Origin of the sequence: Methylobacterium organophilum (assembly GCF_022533465.1) — a bacterium.
Classification (GTDB): domain Bacteria; phylum Pseudomonadota; class Alphaproteobacteria; order Rhizobiales; family Beijerinckiaceae; genus Methylobacterium; species Methylobacterium organophilum.
On sequence record NZ_CP092849.1, the window covers coordinates 18,663 to 37,085 of the forward strand.

At 62.5% G+C, this 18,423-nt stretch carries 19 protein-coding genes and 1 pseudogene; 8 read left to right on the forward strand and 12 right to left on the reverse strand.

The annotated features are described in order from the left end of the window. Positions 1-12 precede the first annotated feature (12 nt). The 4 genes and pseudogenes from MMB17_RS24955 (at position 13) to MMB17_RS24970 (ending at position 2,440) form a co-directional block, all read left to right on the forward strand. Positions 13-402 (forward strand): DUF1801 domain-containing protein, encoded by a 390-nt coding sequence (locus MMB17_RS24955; RefSeq protein ID WP_241102314.1) that lies wholly within the window; start codon positions 13-15, stop codon positions 400-402. A 77-nt stretch (positions 403-479) separates the two neighbouring features. Beyond that, a pseudogene (locus MMB17_RS24960) lies at positions 480-735 on the forward strand (type II toxin-antitoxin system RelE/ParE family toxin); the annotation flags it as partial. 4 nt (positions 736-739) lie between these two features. After that, positions 740-1,021, forward strand: a complete 282-nt coding sequence (locus MMB17_RS24965) for a helix-turn-helix domain-containing protein (RefSeq protein ID WP_241102315.1) — start codon at positions 740-742, stop codon at positions 1,019-1,021. 591 nt (positions 1,022-1,612) lie between these two features. After that, the gene (locus MMB17_RS24970) at positions 1,613-2,440 is read left to right on the forward strand and encodes a hypothetical protein (RefSeq protein ID WP_241102316.1); all 828 of its coding nucleotides are present in this window, start codon (positions 1,613-1,615) and stop codon (positions 2,438-2,440) included. Positions 2,441-2,474: 34 nt separating this feature from the next. On the opposite strand, the gene MMB17_RS25460 is transcribed toward MMB17_RS24970, so the two are convergent. The 7 genes from MMB17_RS25460 to MMB17_RS25000 all read right to left on the reverse strand — a co-directional run bounded on the left by MMB17_RS25460 (position 2,475) and on the right by MMB17_RS25000 (position 6,919). Further along, positions 2,475-2,621 carry a DUF4113 domain-containing protein gene (locus tag MMB17_RS25460; protein ID WP_420847395.1) on the reverse strand — a complete coding sequence of 49 codons (147 nt, stop codon included), beginning with the start codon at positions 2,619-2,621 and terminating at the stop codon, positions 2,475-2,477. Positions 2,622-2,684: 63 nt separating this feature from the next. After that, on the reverse strand, positions 2,685-3,203 hold the full coding sequence (locus MMB17_RS24975) for a hypothetical protein (RefSeq protein WP_241102317.1): 519 nt from the start codon (positions 3,201-3,203) through the stop codon (positions 2,685-2,687). Positions 3,204-3,227: 24 nt separating this feature from the next. Further along, positions 3,228-3,650 carry a hypothetical protein gene (locus MMB17_RS24980; RefSeq protein ID WP_241102318.1) on the reverse strand — a complete coding sequence of 141 codons (423 nt, stop codon included), beginning with the start codon at positions 3,648-3,650 and terminating at the stop codon, positions 3,228-3,230. A 17-nt stretch (positions 3,651-3,667) separates the two neighbouring features. Next, complete coding sequence (locus tag MMB17_RS24985; protein WP_241102319.1) at positions 3,668-4,123, reverse strand: hypothetical protein; 456 nt, start codon at positions 4,121-4,123, stop codon at positions 3,668-3,670. Continuing rightward, positions 4,120-5,430: a plasmid replication protein RepC gene (gene repC, locus MMB17_RS24990; RefSeq protein WP_241102320.1), complete on the reverse strand. Its 1,311-nt coding sequence runs from the start codon at positions 5,428-5,430 to the stop codon at positions 4,120-4,122. The genes MMB17_RS24985 and repC overlap by 4 nt, the downstream gene beginning before the upstream one ends. A 299-nt stretch (positions 5,431-5,729) precedes the next feature. Further along, positions 5,730-6,257 (reverse strand): toprim domain-containing protein, encoded by a 528-nt coding sequence (locus MMB17_RS24995; protein ID WP_420847396.1) that lies wholly within the window; start codon positions 6,255-6,257, stop codon positions 5,730-5,732. A gap of 92 nt (positions 6,258-6,349) precedes the next feature. Next, on the reverse strand, positions 6,350-6,919 hold the full coding sequence (locus tag MMB17_RS25000; RefSeq protein WP_043075164.1) for a recombinase family protein: 570 nt from the start codon (positions 6,917-6,919) through the stop codon (positions 6,350-6,352). Between the two features lie 143 nt (positions 6,920-7,062). Here MMB17_RS25000 and MMB17_RS25005 point away from each other — a divergent pair, with 143 nt between their 5' ends. Beyond that, positions 7,063-10,020 (forward strand): Tn3 family transposase, encoded by a 2,958-nt coding sequence (locus MMB17_RS25005; RefSeq protein ID WP_053622085.1) that lies wholly within the window; start codon positions 7,063-7,065, stop codon positions 10,018-10,020. A 3-nt stretch (positions 10,021-10,023) separates the two neighbouring features. On the opposite strand, the gene MMB17_RS25010 is transcribed toward MMB17_RS25005, so the two are convergent. Further along, positions 10,024-10,305 (reverse strand): DUF7146 domain-containing protein, encoded by a 282-nt coding sequence (locus MMB17_RS25010; protein WP_241102322.1) that lies wholly within the window; start codon positions 10,303-10,305, stop codon positions 10,024-10,026. A gap of 215 nt (positions 10,306-10,520) precedes the next feature. Further along, on the reverse strand, positions 10,521-10,886 hold the full coding sequence (locus MMB17_RS25015; RefSeq protein WP_241102323.1) for an HVO_A0114 family putative DNA-binding protein: 366 nt from the start codon (positions 10,884-10,886) through the stop codon (positions 10,521-10,523). 173 nt (positions 10,887-11,059) lie between these two features. On the opposite strand from MMB17_RS25015, the gene MMB17_RS25020 reads away from it, so the two are divergent. Beyond that, positions 11,060-12,411, forward strand: a protein-coding gene (locus MMB17_RS25020; RefSeq protein WP_085987083.1) for an IS3 family transposase whose coding sequence is annotated in 2 segments (ribosomal slippage) — positions 11,060-11,396 and positions 11,396-12,411 — 1,353 coding nt in all. Because the reading frame shifts where the segments join, the coding sequence is not laid out codon by codon here. A 118-nt stretch (positions 12,412-12,529) separates the two neighbouring features. Here the strand turns inward: MMB17_RS25020 and MMB17_RS25025 are convergent. Both MMB17_RS25025 and MMB17_RS25030 read right to left on the reverse strand, forming a co-directional pair. Beyond that, complete coding sequence (locus MMB17_RS25025; protein WP_241102324.1) at positions 12,530-15,118, reverse strand: relaxase/mobilization nuclease domain-containing protein; 2,589 nt, start codon at positions 15,116-15,118, stop codon at positions 12,530-12,532. Then, positions 15,115-15,639: a hypothetical protein gene (locus MMB17_RS25030; protein ID WP_241102325.1), complete on the reverse strand. Its 525-nt coding sequence runs from the start codon at positions 15,637-15,639 to the stop codon at positions 15,115-15,117. Before MMB17_RS25030 ends, MMB17_RS25025 begins: the two co-directional genes overlap by 4 nt. 654 nt (positions 15,640-16,293) lie before the next feature. Here MMB17_RS25030 and MMB17_RS25035 point away from each other — a divergent pair. Then, entirely contained in the window at positions 16,294-17,016 is a 723-nt protein-coding gene (locus MMB17_RS25035; RefSeq protein ID WP_241102326.1) for a ParA family protein, read from the forward strand. 14 nt (positions 17,017-17,030) lie between these two features. Continuing rightward, a complete protein-coding gene (locus MMB17_RS25040; RefSeq protein ID WP_241102327.1) occupies positions 17,031-17,474 on the forward strand; it encodes a hypothetical protein in 444 nt (147 codons plus the stop codon). Between the two features lie 180 nt (positions 17,475-17,654). Here the strand turns inward: MMB17_RS25040 and MMB17_RS25045 are convergent. Next, positions 17,655-18,358, reverse strand: a protein-coding gene (locus tag MMB17_RS25045; RefSeq protein WP_096484352.1) for an IS1 family transposase whose coding sequence is annotated in 2 segments (ribosomal slippage) — positions 17,655-18,035 and positions 18,038-18,358 — 702 coding nt in all. Because the reading frame shifts where the segments join, the coding sequence is not laid out codon by codon here. Positions 18,359-18,423 lie beyond the last annotated feature (65 nt).

An 18,423-nucleotide genomic window follows, 5' to 3' on the forward strand; every position in this document is an offset into this window, starting at 1 on the left:
GAGGCATCATGCATGAATGAAGCTATCGGCACCTTTGAGCAGATCATCGGGCTAGAGCCCCAGCATGGTGTGCTTCTTCGCGCGTTGAGGGCGCTGGCCCTGGAACTGCATCCCGGCCTTGTGGAGGTTGCACGGCCGGGTGATCGGGCGGTGAGCTGGGGTTGGGGTCCGAAGAAGATGAGCGAGGCTTACGCTTGTGCGCTACCCTATAAGGATCATGTAAATCTCGCATTCTACCGAGGTGCAAATCTAGGCGATTTAACCCGCCTTCTCCAAGGTACAGGCAAGGCTATGCGCCATCTGCCGCTGATGCAATTAGAACAGCTTGCCGACCCGGCCGTCCGCGAACTGCTGGTAGCGGCACGTATCGAGCGACGGCGAGCCCTGAGGCTGCCGGCCTGACGTTTTCCCAGAATTCGATCCCAATCGGGACGGTAGCCGGGCTTAGCGTACGATTTTGACCATCCTCTCACCGGCCCCGCTCCGAGGCGGGCTATCAACTTCGCGCCATCCAGGCCGGGGACGATCCCGCCGACTGGAAGCCGCTGAAGACTGTGGGGCCGGGCGTTGAGGGAGATCAGGGTGAGGGAGGCGTCGGGCGCCTTCCGCGTGTTGTACCTCGCGACGCTGCCGGATCGTGTCCTTGTCCTGCACGCTTTCGAGAAGCGGACCCAGCAAACACCGCAAAAGGACATTGAGCTTGCCACGAAGCGGCTCAAGGCCTGGAAGGATTAAGGCGATGGAAGTCCAAACCTTTGACGACGTGTTCGACGCAATCGCAAACACTCCGGTGGAAGCCGCCAGCATGAAGGCGCGCGCTGATCTCCTCGGCGCCCTTGTTTCGCATGTAAAATCCTGGAACGTGACACAAGAGGTCGCGGCGGGGCGCCTGGGCGTCACCCGTCCTCGGATCAACGATCTACTCCGGGGCAAACTCGGCAAGTTCAGCCTGGATGCCCTGGTTGATATGGCGACCGCTGCCGGCCTCAAGCTGGAAATCCGCATTGCGGAAGCGGCCTGATCTGGTTCGATAGACAGGAGAACCCGCTTAGCTTCTATGCAACAAATACTGTTCTCGCTTTGCAAGTGGCTATTCACCCCACGCTGACACCGCAATTTGAAAAACAAAACTCCGAAAATATGGAACCTACCGCACCGACGGACGTTTGGTCTCTTCGCCTCCGGGAGGGCAGATCATGATAAAACTGCCGAAGAAGCGTCGTGACATAGGTGAATTCAACCGACCACGCTGGGATAATATCCCGGCGTGCATTCGCCGTTTGGAGAAGGCCGGAATTTCAGTCGAAAGACTTAGACATAAGACTTCATTGGCGATGATGCGGCCAGCAACGATGTCGTGGTCAACCTTCACTGCCGCAATCAATTCCATTCTGGATCCAAACATTGGCTCAGTCATGCTTTTTAGCCAAAGCACTGGAAATGCATTCCGATGCAACAATAGAGGAAATAGACCAGGACGCTTTTTATCAATATAATCCTTTATAAAGCAGCCGGGTTTTCACAAATGAGCTATCAAAACTGGGTTTTAGAATACGAGGCCTCGAATTATCTCCGCGAGATGTCAGAAGATTTATTGCAAGAACGATATGACATGCTCACCTACAATTTGTGGAGCACCGGACAACATGGAGAGGTCACGCCGCCCCGTGATCCAATCAATAGAAGAAGTTTACTCCGATTAATTGTTCACGTTTGCTGCGAACAAAGCAATCGACGCGGCGACGGAATGATAAGCTTTGATGAAGAGACTGCCAGAAGTACGGCATCTGCAAGCTATACCCCAGCAACGCTGAAGATACCATTTGGCGGATCACCTGAATGTTTCGCAAAATTTGGACAAAGAGACCATATAAAAAGATCATTTGACGAAGGAGTATTCAGAATTGCTCCAGCTAGCAGTTTCAATGATGCATCCCTAAATGAAGCTCAAAGAGACAACGAACTGATGCATTGGACAAGGACTCCAAACGAACAGATGATGGTGAAGTTTTATGGATTGGACGAAAATGGGGCTGAAATTGAGATGCCCGTTAGGAAACAGGAACTATTAAGAGGGATGACGGTTTCAGACTTCTATGTCTGGTGTTGCGGGCTTGGGTATGATGCTCGACTCTTTAGTGAATTCAAAGCCGAAGCTGTCATCGTCATCAGGAACAAACAGGAATTCAAGCGTCGATTTTCCGAAGCTGTTTCAAAAATACTCCCATACTCCACAATGCAGGATAGATCTCTGGTGTATTATGATCCCTATACAATTCATAGAAATCAGCTCTTTCCGATTTTTACGAAAAATATTAAATATCTCCACCAAAATGAATACCGGTTTGCTTGGCAGGCGCCGGCTGGTGATCCGCTTGAGCCAAAATATCCGGTGCTTGGCCCCTTACACGACATAGCCGAATTTCATGAAATATCTTAGTCTGCCTAACTTTTACTTTAATAATAAGGTAAAGCTATACAGTAAGCAGCTCCTCCCACCGTGTAGTGTAGCAGGGAGAGCGAAAATCGGCCCGGAGCTTCCAGGCCCGATCCAATCCTGTGCTGGCGAACCGCACCCGATCCCGCCCGTAGCGGCGGTTGATAGCGTCGATCGCCAGCATTGGCGTGACCCGCCTTCGGTCGTCCCCGGACGATGTTCAGCGCGGTGGGAATGAGATTCGACATCAATCTTGGAGACCTCTCGCATCGCTAGCAAAATCCGAAAGGTACAAACCCTCCTTCTGAAGACGGTCGAGCATCTGTGCAGCATGAATATGAGCCGTGGCGACAAGCTCTGCATCATCAAAGCCGTGCTTACTCATCTGAAAAAGCTGTCGCATTGCCCAATCCATCGGCGTCCCTTCCCAAAGTATTAGATGTTGCCGATCAACTAGAAGGTTAAGAAATAGACAAAGCATAATCATCATTAAGAGCGCAGATTGATCCTTCCAATTGGCAATCTCAGCTTTAGCGGTACGTTCTAAACGACGCTTGAGAGAATTATATTTTTTAGGCGATAGATCGGCAAAAGACTCAAGGCTTACTTTTCCCAACTGTGTGCGCAGGTTGGATATGTCGGCCTTGGCGCGTTCCGCGTCGCTTGGGTTGCTAGGTGAGAACACTCTCGGCGCAGAGCTGAGCGCTAAGAGAAGATAAGCGGGAAGCGCAAGCTCGATCCGCTGACGATCAGACAGAACTTCCATCAGCTCACCGACATCGTTTTCTTACTACAAAGGCCTCATCTGCGCCCAAATCAAATTTCCTTCCGGAATTTCATGGTTGTTGGTGTATTCTCTGAAGGCACCACAACGGCTAAACCTCATATTTCCAACTGTTACAGCGTTCATGGCGTCCATGATTGGAAAAGACCATTCAGCACGCCAAACACACTCACAATCACCGATCCCAGTGGCCTCTCCAGATAAATGAGGATACTCAGTTTTTAATTCTGACCAGAAACAGTGCTTCCGAACTGATCCCGTTCTATTCAAGTCGTATCGCCAGAGACGAACAATTTTTGGATTGTAATGTTCGTTTTCAAAATCTCTACAATGCCTACCCTCAACCATTACCAACAATCTAGGTCGGTACATAAAAGAAAAACTCTCTTCTTCGCTCATCGCGACAAATTCAGTCATATCTTTACTCATGCTATAAGAGCGCCTTATCATCCGAATAGATCAAGTTGCTGCGGCCGTCTTCGCCGTTGTTGAGCCGGATCTGCCTCGGAGGTTGGGCGCGAAACTGCCACGCTCACCGGCCCGTCGGGTAGTGGGACGTTTGGCTTGCCATACAGGACCGCCCCCACGAAGGCCCCTTCGACGTTCAGGAACACGGTGCAGATGTGTTGGGGGGATTTGAGATAGTGCCGCGTCAGCGGCTCCCCGATGGGCAAGCGGGTCAGCGCCTCCATCAGACAGGACAAGCCGGCCGTCGCCACGCCAAGGATCGGAAATTCGAAGGCGTGCCCACGCCAGATATGCCGGGCGGCTCCGGCGGTCGTGGTCGGAAAACCGTTCGGTGCAAACGCCGTCGCATCATCGCGCAGGAAAGCCGCGATCCGCTCGCGGTCGGTTCCAGTCACCACAGCGGCGAGATGAGCCTTATCGATCACCTGCGTCATGGCCGGATAGTACCCGCACGGGCGACAGAGCGCGACGGCGTGGCCGGAAAGCCGCCTGGGTCGAGCTGCGCGAGGCGAGCACGATTGAGGGCCTGCAGAACGGGTCCGAGGGAGTAGGTGCCGGCGCGCTTGCGCTCCGTCAGGGTGCGCAGATAGCCGCCCGGGCTGGTGATCTGCTCCTGTCGCTCGAGGATGGCAGCGATCGTCACGGCGGCGGCCTCCTCGCCCATCGCCTCCCGTGCCGCTTTCCATGCGCTGGGGCTGATTCCGAGCCAGGATCGAACCTTCTCGGCCGCATCGACCAGCTCGCGCCACGATCGGATACCGCTAGGGATCACCTCCCGAATCTTCGGGCAGGCATCGAGCACCGTCGCGAGCGGGTAGGTCGTGCGAATCTCAACATCCGCCCTTGCTGGTTCTGGCGCGCCGGATTCCTTCTGCCCCATCTCGAACGCCGGTTCAGAAACAGAACCATCCCCCTTTGAATTCTGTAAGTGGCGCTCATTCTGAGCGGCACTGCCGCTTATTTTTTTGGATTCTTGGCGGGGCGCGAGGGCTTCACTCACAGCCAGGGCAAGGCCCTCAAGCTCGTCTCCCAAGGCCGCGATCTGGGCTGGTGTCGGCCGACGTGGGCAGGCGGCCAGTGCGGCGCTGTAGCGGGCACGGAAGCCCCCGCCTTCCTCCCCGGCCGGGGGGGCATCCGCCTGACGGTCGAGCGCATCGAGGAGCTTGGCGCAGTCGCGCCGGAGGAGGGTCGCCTTCTCCCGTGCGAGCTTCTGAGCCAGGATCTCGGCGCGGGCGGCCTCGGCCAAGGCGCCGAACTCGTCGGCACGGACGGCAAGCGGCGCGAGGTCGAACCCATAGGCGTGGGTGAGCTGCCCCCCCTCGCCGCGCCGCGCGAAGCGTTTCCCGTTGGGGCTGTCGCGCCGGATCACAAGCCCGGCCTCGATCAGCGCGGCCAGATGCCGGCGCAGGGAGGCATCCGACAAGCCATTCGCCCTTGCGCTCAAGGACCGGTTCGACGGCCACACAACCAAGTCGGTCTCTGCCTCCGGAGCCAGGACGGTTTCGGGGAGGAAGCTCACCAGCGCTTCGAGCACGGCGAGCGCCTGAGCCGACACGCCGAGCTGCGCGCGCGCGGCGGTGATGTCGCGGACCACCACCCATTTGTGGGCCACCCGCCCCACGGCCGGCGCCTCGTGCGCTGCGATCTGGGCCGCGATCTGGGCAGCCGTGAGCCCCCGTGCCCCGAAGGGCGCAGTGAGTCGCCTTCCGGCCGCCCCTCGGCGGCCGACTGTATCGTGCATTGACCCGATCCCTTTCGGTCGGGCCGCGACGGTCGTTCTGAAGCGCCCTCAAGAGGGCGGCTCACCTGCAAGCAACGCTTCGCCGTTGCGAGAAACGGTGTTTCTCACTTGACCCCGAGGGGCATTCTGTGGCTTGTGAGGAGTGCAGAGTTTTCCTCGACAAGCGTGCTTCTTGCACCGGCTCGGCCCTCTCTCCCGGCAAGGAGAGGGGGCCGTTGTCGTTTGAAGGGGTCGGACTGCTGCGGCGGTCGGTCGATCTCCTAACGATCCCGAGACTCGTACACACACGAGTTCGAGCGTTACAGTGCATGTCGGCCGAGCCCGGCTCCCGAGTCAATCACGGAATCCGTGCCCTCGTCCGTACTTTTTAGCGTCACGGCACTTGATAGCCCACGCTTGCGGTAGTGATCCGCGTAGTCGTCCGGCTCATCCGCACCCTCGTTCCCCCCTGGTGGCGGTCGGATCTCGACGGAAAGTCGTGGATGGGCGGCGCGTGTAGCCTCGGCCGCGCGCAAGCCGGGCGCATCGGGATCGGCGAAGATCACGAGACGGCGCACGACGGGCGGAAGCCGTACCAAGGCCATGCGCTCTGCGCCGAGACAGCACCAGGTCGGAAGACCGTGCAGCATCATGGCGGCATGGCCGTTCTCATATCCCTCGGCCAGCCCAAGGATCTCGGCCGGTGCGGCAAGCCGCAGGGCAGCGCCGCGCGCCGGGCCGATGATCCGGCGCGGGCGCTTCACGCCCGCCTTCTCCGGCCGAGAGGGATGCAAGAAGGTGATCTGCACGGCGACAAGCTGGCGCTCAACGTCCTGCATTCCGGCCACGAGAGGGCGTCGCGTTGATTGTTCGCTGAGTTACGGTCGAGACGAACGGGTCGTGAACGGTTGCCGCCTCGGAAGAGCTGCGAGGGTGGCGGCTACACCGCTCGTGTGATCCCGGCGAGGGCCATTTCGCGATAGACGGTGGCGCGGCCGAGCCCGACCTGGCGCCCCGCTTCCGTAGGCGATAGCCCGGCTTGGACGAGTTTCAGGGCGGCCACGACCTTGTCCGGATCGACCGGTTGCCGGCCCGGACGCTTGCCTTTGGCACGGGCCGCCGCGATCCCGTCCTTGGTGCGCTCGGCGATCAGCCGCCGCTCGAAGTGGGCGATCGCACCGAAGACGTGGAAGACCAGTTCGCCGGCGGCCGAGCCGGTGTCGATCTTCTCCTCCAGGCTCACGAGCGCAATGCCGCGTTCCTTGAGCAGGTTTACGCTCGACAACAGCTCGGCGAGAGAGCGCCCGAGTCGGTCGAGGCGAACCACCGCCAGGGTGTCGCCGCGACGCGCGTAGGCGAGGAGTTCGGTCAGGCCGGGCCGGTCCATGCTCTTGCCCGACCGCACGTCGGTGAAGACGCAGATGGCGCCCGCCCGCTCGAGCCGCAGCGTCTGCCCCGCGACGTCCTGGTCTCCGGTCGACACCCGTGCGTAACCCAGCACGTCGCCCATGATCTCGTCCCGCAAACGTCCGTTCTCGGGACGCCCGCCGAGCCGATCCGGCGCAGGCTTCGTTCCCGTCCACTTAATGCGTCCCGTTAAGCATCCGTGTCCACAATGATCCCCTGCCTTCTCTGGACGGTGGGAGGATCGGGATGGCACGTCGGAGCCTGCTGACGGATGCCGAGCGCGAGCGGCTGTTCGGCGTGCCGACGGGTCGCGACGAACTTGTCCGGCGCTACACCCTAGACCTAACCGACCTGGCGCTCGTCTCGGGGCATCGAGGCGACGCGAACCGGCTCGGCTTCGCGCTACAGCTCGCGCTCCTGCGCGACCCCGGCTTCGGTCTCTCTGTCGCTACCGGCGCTCCCGAGGCGCTCGTCGTCTTCCTCGCCGAGCAACTCGGGATCGAGCCGAGCGCCTTTGCCGCTTACGCAGCCCGAGTCGCGACCGCGACCGAGCACGCTCGCGAGCTCGAGCGCGCCCTGGGCCTGCGCCCGGCGACGCGGGTGGATCTGCCGCTGATGATCGAGTCCGCCGCGGCTGCGGCGTGGCCGACAGACAAGGGAGGGCCGATCGCTGAAGGAATCATCCACGCGTTGCGCGACGTCCGCATCGTCCTGCCGACACCCGACACGATCGAACGCGCCGGGCTGGCCGGACGCGCTCGTGCGAGGAAGCGCGCCGCCGACGCTTTGCTCGCCGGCCTCTCGCACGAGCAGATCACAAGGCTCGATGCAATGCTGGCCGTGGATCCTGCGACCGGCCGCACGCTGCTTGCCTGGACGAGGGACCTGCCGGTCGCGCCCAAGCCTGACCACGTTCGCGAACTTGTGGACCGGCTGGCGATGGTGCGCGCGGTCGGTCTCGACCCCACCCTCACCAACCGGATCCACCCCGACCGGCTGCGCGCACTCGTGCGGGAGGGACAACTGTCGTCGCCCCACGCGATCGAACGCTACACGCCGCACCGACGCCGCGCCATCCTGGTCGCGGCGCTGCTCGACCTGGAGAGGCGATTGACCGACGCCGTGCTCGGCATGGCCGATCGGCTGATCGGTGCCAGCTTCACACGGGGGAAGAATGCCCGCGAGCGCACCTACACGGCGACCTCGCGTGACGTTGGCCGGCTCATGCGCCTGCTCCACGGCACGATCGAAGCGGTCGAGGCCGCGGTGCGCGACGGCGGCGACGCGCTCAGCGCGATCGACGGGGCGGTCGGGCTGGACCGGCTTATCCACGCTAAGCCTGACGCGGCTGCGATCGCTGACCTCGCGGAGGAGGATCCGCTGGTGCGCGCCGCCGACCGGCATGGCACCCTCAGGAAGTTCGCGCCGCTCCTTCTAGAGGCGATCGACTTCAGGGCGAGCCGGAGCACGGACCCCACGATTGCTGCTCTCGCCACCCTGCGTCAGCTTAACCGCTCCGGAAAACGCGACGTGCCCCGCGACGCGCCGATGCCGTTCAAGAAGGATTGGCGCAGGCTCGTCGCCGGTGCTGACGGCAAGGTCGACCGCAGGCTCTACGAGACTGCGGTGTTCGCCCACCTGCGTAACAAGTGGCGCTCGGGCGACGTCTGGGTGGAGCGCTCGGGCGAGTATCGTCGCTTCGACAGCTATCTCCTTCCTGCGGCCGAAGCTGCGCCCATCGTCACCGATCTCGACTTGCCGGCGAGCGGCGACGCGTGGCTGTCGGAGCGGGGCCGTGAACTCGACTGGCGCCTCCAGCGCTTCGCAGGCCGCCTGACCCGAGGCCAAGTCGAGGGCGTGTCCATGAAGAACGGCCGGCTGTCTATCGCGCCGGTGCGTTCCGCGACCCCGCCGGACGCGGCGGCGCTGGCCGAGCGCATCGACGCACTGATGCCGCGCGTGCGCGTCACCGACCTTCTTCACGAGGTGGCGCGCGAGACCGGCTTCCTCTCCGCCTTCACCAATCTGCGCACGCACCGGCCGGTCGACAACGAGGCCGCACTCCTGGCCGTGATCCTCGCCGACGCCACCAATCTCGGCCTGTCTCGCATGGCCGAGGCGAGCCAGGGCGTGACCCGCGACCAGCTTCTCTGGACCCGCGAAGCCTATATCCGCGATGAGACATACCGGGCCGCGCTCGCGCGCATCATCGACGCGCACCACGCGCTGCCGATCGCCTGTGTGTGGGGGGATGGCACCACCTCGGCGTCCGACGGTCAGTTCTTCCGGTCGGGCAAGCGCGGCGACGCCGCCGGCGAGGTCAACGCCCGCTACGGTGTCGATCCAGGCTTTGCCTTCTACACCCACACCTCTGATCAGCACGATCCCTTCCATGCGACCGTGATCTCGGCCACCGAGCACGAGGCGCCCTTCGTCCTCGACGGGCTTCTCCATCACGGCAGCGGCCTGAGCATCGCCGAGCACTACACCGATACTGGCGGCAGCACCGACCACGTCCACGCCCTGTGCGCGCTGCTGGGTTTCCGCTTTTGCCCCCGCCTGCGCGACTTCCCCGACCGCCGGCTCGCCTCGATCGAGCCCGCCGCACGATACCCGGCGCTGAAGCCCATCATGGGAAAGAGGGTGCGCGTCGAACTCATTCGCGAGCACTGGGGGGACATCATCCGCCTCGTAGCCTCGCTGAAGGCCGGCGTCGTCGCGCCCTCCGCGATGCTGAAGAAGCTTGCCGCCTACGAACGGCAGAACCAGCTCGACCTCGCGCTCGCCGAGATGGGCCGCATCTGCCGTACGTTGTTCATGCTCGACTGGCTCGAGGCGCCCGCGCTGCGCCGACGCTGCCATGCGGGACTGAACAAGTCCGAGCAGCGCCACGTTCTGGCCGGTGCCATCTGCACCTACAAACAGGGACGCATCGCCGACCGCTCGCGCGAGGCGCAGGAGTATCGCGCTTCGGGGCTCAACCTCGTCATCGCCGCCATCGTATATTGGAACTCGACCTACATGGCCGACGCGGTGGCGCACTTGCGTACGACGGTCGAGCCCGCGCCCGACGACCTGCTGAGCCACACCTCGCCCGTCGGGTGGGAGCACATCGCGCTCTCCGGAGACTTCCTCTGGGACCACGTCGCCATGCCGAGGGGCCGGCGGCCGCTCAACCTGCCGCGCCAACGTCGCGTTGCATGACGTTCACGCAGCGTTCTTCCTTGGCGTAACTGGGCGAACAACCAACGCGACGTCCTCCACGAGGGCGGGCATCAGGCGGCGGCTCGAGAACGGCGCATCCGGCAGGAACCGCAACGAAGGGGGCGGGGGCGGCAGGCCCCGCGCCGCGACGTAGCGGGCGGCAAGCGTGCCCTCGACGGGAAGGGCCTCGCGCCACAGGGCCGCCGCGTCCGCTGTCGTGGTCTTGGGCGGCGGGGGCTCCCTTCGCGGCGGCGCGGCCTCTTCGGTCAGGTTGCGGCTGCGCAAGGCCGCGGCGATGTCCTGCCAGGAACACCCGGCAAAGCAGGTCAGCACAAGGCGGCGCTCGCCTTCCGATACGAAGAGCGATGGGTTGCGGTCACCCCGACCCTGCCCATGCGAGGGGACTGGGCAGCGGCAGAGGTATCCTCGTGCCGTGCGAACGCCGCCGAGCGCGCGAAAGACCGTTTCCGCCGATGGGTCGAGGCGAGGCCCGGCCGGCGTCACGTCCCGCCGAGGAAGTTGATGCGGGCCTCGGCGCCCGCCGCCGCAAGCGTGACTGTGGTTCCCTCCCGGCCGATCAGCCCCGCTGCGGCCAGGGCTGTCACGTCGTCATGGACCCGCCGGTAATCGCGGCCGAGCGTGCCCGCGAGCGCGCGGATCGACGGTGCCGGCCCGGCCTCGGCCAAGCTTCGCAGGAGAGCCAAGCGCGCGTCCGAGAACGTCGCCAGGAAGGCGCCCCAGGTCTCGAATGTGACGACGGGCGCGCTGGGCGTGGCGTCACCGGCCTCGGCCCGATGCCACGCATCAATGAAGCGCTGGCCCATCTCCTCAAGTGAACCGCCGATTTTGATTTCAACGTCAGACATCTTTTCAACTCCCGCGCATCGCCCTAACCTCTTTGAGGAAATCGGCGATCAGCTTTTCAACCGATACGAAGCAATACGGAGTCTCGATTGTCCGCCGTCAGCGGCCGTGAGACAGAGTGAGGCCCTTCACGAACGGAGGATGACTGGTTCATCGTAGCCCCCAAGGAGCGAAGATGAAGCAGACATCCGGGCCGGCACGGAAGCCGGCAGAGGCGGTGATCAAGGACATCCGCCGCGCCACCCGCCGCCAGTTCTCGGCCGAGGAGAAGATCCGCATCGTGCTGGAGGGCCTGCGCGGCGAGGACAGCATCGCAGAGCTGTGCCGACGCGAAGGCATTGCCACCTCGATGTACTACGGCTGGTCCAAGGAGTTCCTGGAAGCGGGCAAGAAGCGGCTGGCCGGCGACACGGCCCGCGCCGCCACCTCGGACGAGGTCAAGGACCTGCGCCGTGAGGCTCGTGCCCTCAAGGAGGTCGTGGCCGATCTCACCCTGGAAAACCGCCTGCTCAAAAAAAGTATGAGCGGAGCTGGGGAAGACGAGGCATGAGGTACTCGGCTTCTGAGAAGCTGGAGATCATCCGGCTGGTCGAGCAGTCCTCTCTGCCGGTGCGCGCCACCCTGGAGAAACTCGGCATCCCGCGCGCCACATTCTACCGCTGGTACGACGCCTACCAGCAAGGGGGACCCGAGGCCCTGGCCGACCGACCCTCTCGGCCCAGCCGGGTCTGGAACCGCCTGCCCACGGCGATCCGCGAGCAGATCGTCGCCCTCGCGCTCGAGCAGCCGGAGCTCAGCCCACGCGAGCTGGCCGTGCGCTTCACCGACGAGCAGCGCTCCTTCGTCTCGGAAGCCACGGTCTACCGCCTGCTCAAGGCGCACGACCTGATCACCAGCCCAGCCTACATCGTTGTCAAGGCAGCCGACGAGTTCCGTGACAAGACCACGGCCTCCAACCAGCTCTGGCAGACCGACTTCACCTACCTGAAGGTGGTCGGCTGGGGCTGGTACTATCTGTCGACGGTGCTCGACGACTTCTCCCGCTTCATCGTGGCCTGGAAGCTGTGCGCCACGATGCAGGCCAGCGACGTCACTGCCACGCTCGACCTGGCGCTCAGCGCCGCCGGGCTCGATCAGGTGCAGGTGGTGCACCGGCCGCGGCTGCTGACCGACAACGGATCGAGCTACGTCGCGGGTGACCTGGCCGACTGGCTCGGCAGCCGCGGCATGACCCACATCCGCGGTGCTCCCCGCCATCCCCAAACTCAGGGCAAGATCGAGCGCTGGCACCAGACGCTGAAGAACCGCATCCTGCTCGAACACGCCTATCTGCCCGGCGAGTTGGAGGCGCGGGTCGGGGCGTTCGTGGAGCACTACAACCACGTCCGAGCTCATGAGAGCCTGAACAATCTCACGCCGGCCGACGTCTACTTCGGCCGGGGCGAGGCCATCCTGCGCGAGCGGGAGCGGATCAAGCGCCAGACTCTCACCGACCGCCGCTTGCGCCACCACGCGCAGGCTGCCTAACTTCTCAACCCAGGTGGACCAGTGCCTCCGTTCCTGAGGCCCGCAGCCTGTCTCAAATCATCTGACGACGGACACTTTCGAGGGCCGGCAAGGCATCGGAATCAGCCCCGGCCGCACCTCAATCCATTTCCTGTTCATCACGCGACTGCGCCGCGCGGGTCTGGGCCTCACGCTCCAGACGGCGCCGCTCCAACACCTGCCGACGAACCTCCTCCGGATCGTGGGTCTTGCCAGAGGGCGCGCTTCGCCCATCGCCGCCGGCCGAACCGGATCGCGCCCGCTGCTCGGCCGCCTCGGCTTCCTCTCGTTCACGCCCTGCGAGGCGTGCCGCCTCGCGGGCGAGGCCGCGATCGGCGTCGAGCTGTTGCATAGCATCAGGGGAACGGGACGTATCAGCCTCGTCGGCCCGCGTCACTTCGAAGGCAGCCCGCTCAAGACGTTCTGCCGCCTCGGCCTCCCGCTCCTCTCGGACCGCAACCCTGTTGGCTTCGGCCCTTTCGGCCTCCGTCGCGCGCCGGTCCTGGTTCCCGGCGGGCGCGGGTGTCCCGCTCGGCTGTGCCAAAGTACCGTCCTGCTCCTGGCCCTGAGCCTTCTCCTGAGCTTGTGCCTTCTCCTGGGCCTCACGCTCGCGCACGCTCGCGATGATCGCCTCGGCCCTGTCGGGTGGCAGCATCCCCCGCACCGTCTCAAGGTCGATATGCGTCTGCCCCTTCTCCATCATCCGCTGAAGGTCGAGCTTCACGGCGCTCGCCTGTAGGACGTTCGCCGTCAGGTGCTCGTAGCGCTCTCTCGCCGGCCCTTCGAGCTTGGCCGCTGTCGTCGCAGCCTGCTCGTTCATGAGCTTGAGATCGGCTTCCATCTTCTCGGCGGTGACAGGCATGGTCGGGGCTCCTGGGTGCTGCTCCGTGTGAGCTTGGGCTGATTGGTGGCTGCGCGCGCGCTCCCCGAGCCGATAGGCTTCCTCGGTGCGCTGCGCGTACTGCGCCGCGACCGGATTGTCCGGCTGGGCCTGGGCCAGCTCCGACCAGATCCGGGCGGCCTCGGCCGTCAGCGCGAGCGCCTGGGCTCCGACCGGAACCTTAACAGGGTTGGTTCGGGCCGTCGCGATCCGCTGACGGGCGTTGGCGATCATCTCCTGATTGGCCGGGTGGCTGGCATAGGCCCGATCCCGTGCCGCCCGCCCCGGCCGGGGCTGCTCGGCCGCATCGACGATCGCCTTGTCCCGTCGACCGTAGCTCTGGCTCGATGCGCGATCCTGGGCGGTCGTCGCCACGATCTGAAGGCCCTGCGCCTGGGCGTGCTCGGCGTAGGTCTCCCGCCAACGCCGGAGATCCTGCGGGCCTGGATGGATCTTGGCGCCCCCCATGCTCCGCACTGCGATGACCGCGTGCGCATGGATGTGGCCGCTGCTTTCCTCCTTGTCCGTGTGCATCCCGAACAGGAAGGTGTGATCGGCGAACGTGTCGCCGAGGAAATCCCGCACCGCGTCGCGGAACCGCTGCTTGTCCGTCCCGGCCCGGGCAGAGACGACCAGGTGCAAGGTGTCCCGCGCCTGCTGCGAGCGCAGATGCGGCCGCCAGGCGCGCGCTGCCTCGTGCACGTGGGCCGCGGTGCCGATGTGCTGGCCATCGTCGCCCACGGCCCCCGAGGTGGCGCTTTCGATCAGTCGGCCGAGATGAAACCGCACCGCCTCGACCCCGTGCCCGGGCGCGGACGGCTCCAGGCTCATCCGGTGCTGCCCCGCCCCCGTCGCCTCTTCCATCCGCGCCTTGATCCGCGCCTCGGTCGGCGCGTCGAGCACCCGGCGGTCGAACCCGTCGGCCTCGTCCCCGATCCGCTGCGCGGCGACCTTGAACCGCTCCCGCCCCTCGCCGGCCGCCGCCACCACGACATGCGCGCTCAGCGACCCGTCCGTCCCGGCCTCCATCCGGAAGGCATAGCGGTGCCCGGCAAAGCCGGCCTCGACCGCCCGTCGAAGCTGCCCCCGGTCCTCGGCCTCGTCCTTGAGGCCGGCGATCCCGACCCGCACGCTCATCACGTCCTGGGTCGGCTCGCGCTTGCCGAACCGCTGTGACCACGTCTCGATCTCGGCATTCACGGCCTCGCGGTCGGTCAGCTCGCGCCCGTCATGGGTTTCAAGCTGCACCTCCTCGCGAAGCACGTACTGCGCCGTCGCCTTGGCCCGCGTGCTCCCGGCCGCGTAGGACACGACCTTAACCACGGCCGGGGCGTACCCCTTCGCGACCATGGCAGAGGCAGTGCGGCCCGCCTGGACTCCACGCCCTGGAACACGCGCCCCAGAGCGAGCCGTGGCCGTCCTGGCTTGGGCTCCGGCTCTGCCGCGCGCACCATACCCCGAAGGGCTGACGGTGCCGCCGGCGGACTGACCTCTGCCTGCCGATCCTGAGGCCACAGAGCTGCCGACGCTCTGGGGTCGCACCGAACCGGGCGCGCTCGAGGCCGATCCCGGCATCCCTGTGCCGGGCATCGAGTTCGACACCGCTCCTGCCTCGGACGCCGGCCGCTTCCGGTCGCTCCTCCCCGAAGCGAAGCCCTTGGCCGATGCACCACCTCCCCCACCGGGAGAACGGGCCTTCTCCTCGTCGTAAGCCCACGCCTGACGGCGAGCGGCGTCCGCCCGGAGTCGCGTATTCAGGTCGGCCGCCTGCGCCGCCCACTCTCGAAGAAGCCCCGCATCATCGCTCAAGAGGCGCCCTCCTCCTGACGCTGTGCGGCTTCAAGGGCCTGATAGAGCCGGACCCCATAAGGGCCGCTCAACCGGGACAGCCGCCCCTCGACCTCCTCAATCGCGGCAAGCAGCTCGCGCCAGACGGGCGCGCTGTCGGCCAGACGGACCGCCCGGCCGGATCGGATCGCTTTCAGAAGCTCGGACAGATTGATGCCGGCTCGCCGGACCTGCCGGCGCAAGCCCTCGATCTCGGCAGACTCCGTTACGGATAGGGCCGGCTCAAGGGTCGCCGAAGCGCGGATCAGCCTGCGCACGACCTCGGCGCGGGGCAATCCCATGCGTTCGGCCGTGGCGGCAAGGCAGGCCGAGTCGGCTTCCGACAGGACGGTTTGGTAGCGCGCTTTCCGTTCCGCAGGTTTCCGACGCGGCAAGCCCCCCTCCCCTTCTAGCGCCCTGGCGACCCGAGCCGCCTGACCAGGGCGTCCGAAGCCGTCCGACCAGGGCGGCTGACCGCGCATCGCCTCGATGCGCCCCAGCACGCGGCGAGCGTGCCCCCGGTTTTGGCATCCGCCAAAAACCGGTATCTTGTCACCTCAGCCATACCATCAAACCACAGCGAAGAGGAGGGGCGACGCCACTCCTCGAAGCACCGTTCAGACTTCTCCGAAGGAGGCAATTTTCCGGGTTTCCCGGATTGCGACATTCCCGGACTTTCCTTGATCACGCCACATACAGGCTTCCGATAATCCGATTTTCCCGGTTTCGCACTTTGCGATATACCTGGATAGCATGATTGCGATATACATATTTTCCGTATTTACGATTTTGTCGGAAGATCTTATTGCGATGTTAGCGGTTTCATATTTTGCGATTTTAGCGTAAAAGCGGAAAAGGACAAATATGGTTTCCGTTCTTTCTATTTTCATGGTATATCGGTATGAGATAAGATCGATTCCCGGGTATGCGATCTACCGGTGAAACCGGAATGCGATATTCATGGCTTCCGTTTATGCGACCTTCATGGAAACACGGAAAGCGATTTATCATGCTTCCAGGTCTGCTATTTTCCTGGCAAAGCGGAATGCGATGTTCCCGGCTTTCATGTTTCCACATTTACCGGAATATCGGAATGCGATCCCCCCTGTTTCCGGGCTTGCGATAATCCGATATTAACGATGCCGGAGGTAGGGTAGGTGGCCCGACAGCCACTCCGCTCCCCCTGTCCGCTGCGCCCGAAGGAAAATCAGATGGCTTCAATAATCACGGTCGCAACCCCAAAGGGAGGAAGCGGAAAAACGACTATATCTATAATTCTAGCTGGCGAACTAGCCAATCAAGGATTTAAAACTCTGATCATAGATACAGACAAACAGCAATCTGCCATTCGTTGGCATCAGAAAACTTTGTCAAATAATAGTCGACAGGACAATTTAGAAGTTCTTGCTTCGACAGAACCGAGCAAAATTGTCAATTTGCTTGATGAAAACAGTCATTTTGACGTGATTATTGTCGATACTGCCGGTTTTGCCGATCAGCTTACCTTCGCTCTTTCAAGCATTACGGACCTTTTGGTTATTCCGTGCAAGATAAGCAGCTTCGACGGAGATCAGGTTATTGCTTTTGTTAATCAACTTCGAGAGCTGACGGCAAAAGATAAAAAAGAAATGCCAAAGTATAAAGTTGTTTTGAACGAATACGATCCAATTACAAAGAACTCGAAGAGTCTTGAGAATGTATATAAATCATTCCTTGAGCATAATATCTCGGTGTCTGATGTTTTGATGCAGAAAAGAGAACGTGTGAAAACGATCACTGAAGGAACGGGATCCCTGTATCTCTTAAAAGGAAAGGATGACGCCACGGTCAATGCTCAAACAAATTCACGCAATCTCGCATACGATCTGCTCAATAACTAACGGAGGGAAGCGATATGTCGGACGACATTGCCAAGAGCAACGATCAAACAGCTCCCTCGCAAGTGGGCGGAACGCCTGCAATCGAACAGGCGGCCAAGCCTGCACTTACTTTATCTAAGCTAACCTCTAAGTTTGCGGACTCTCGGCGCGAGACGCCAGTAGTCTCTGGACCAACTTATGCGGAGCAGATGGAGAACAAACCTTCCTCCGCATCTGAAATTTCTGAGGCATTTTCTGCTAAGAAGCCGACGAAATCCCCGACCAAAGTAGAAAAAACTTCTACTCGCCCATTTTCTGAATTCAGACAAACTGAACTAGGTAAAAGAATTCAGGTTCAACTTCCCAAGCCAGTGGACCTAGCGCTCAGAGTACACGCAGCATCTACCGGTAATCTCGTGACCCACGTTATCGATATTGCAATAGAGGATTATTTGAACAAACACGGAATAAAGATATAGGACCCAGTTGGCGACTTCCCCTTGGGTTACATCTGACTATCTAGAGTCACCAATAGGCACCAATACAACCAGCAACCTTGTATATAAGCTTGACCGCAGGCCCCGGATGAATTTGTCTAGGGCGCCGATGATTCGGCGCCTAGGCAGCTCGCTACCGGCTGGCCTCGCCAGCCGAGGGTTTTAGGTTAGCATAGAGAGCAGGTCGCTGATCCTGCAGTTTCCGGCGAAACGGGCGAAGAGGGCGAGGCTGACGTCCACCATGCGCTTGGCTTTCGAGACCACGATTGAGCGGCGTCGAAAGCGGGCGAGCCAATGCCGCTGCCGGGCGTTGTCCCGCTCGATGCTGTGGGTCTCGTCCTTGCCCGTATAGTGCTGCCCGATCGGCAACAGCGCGGTGTAGGCAGCGTAGGCGTCCGTGCAGTAGAGCCGGGTGCGCCAGCGCTGCAGCCGTTGGATCAGGCGCTCGCAGGTGGCCTTGTCACGACCGCCGCATTCCCAGTCCACCAACTGCCCTGAAGCACGATCCCAAGCTTTCCAGATCCAGAGCGGCTCGGACTTTTTTTCACATAGTGCCACATCTCATCAAGCTCGATCACCACCGCCCGGCCTTCCGGCTCGGGCTTGTGCGCGTAGGCGGCGGCGAACTGCTCCAGCCAAGCCTGGATCGTCGGTGTCGAGACACCGAGCAGCTTGGCGGTGCGGTTCATCGACAAGCCGCTGACATACAGCAGGACCGCGGTGGCCTTCATGGCCAGCGGCTTGCCGCGGGCGGGCGTGTCGGTGAAGTTCAGGCCACAGGCCTTGCACCGATACCGCTGCTTGGAGCGCATCAGCCCATTTTTGACGTGCTCCTCACTGCCACAACGCTTGCACTGCAGACCCATGACCCACCTCCCGCCGAATGCGCTCGGCGAGGAAGATAGGTCATCTATGCAGCCCTAAAACCCTC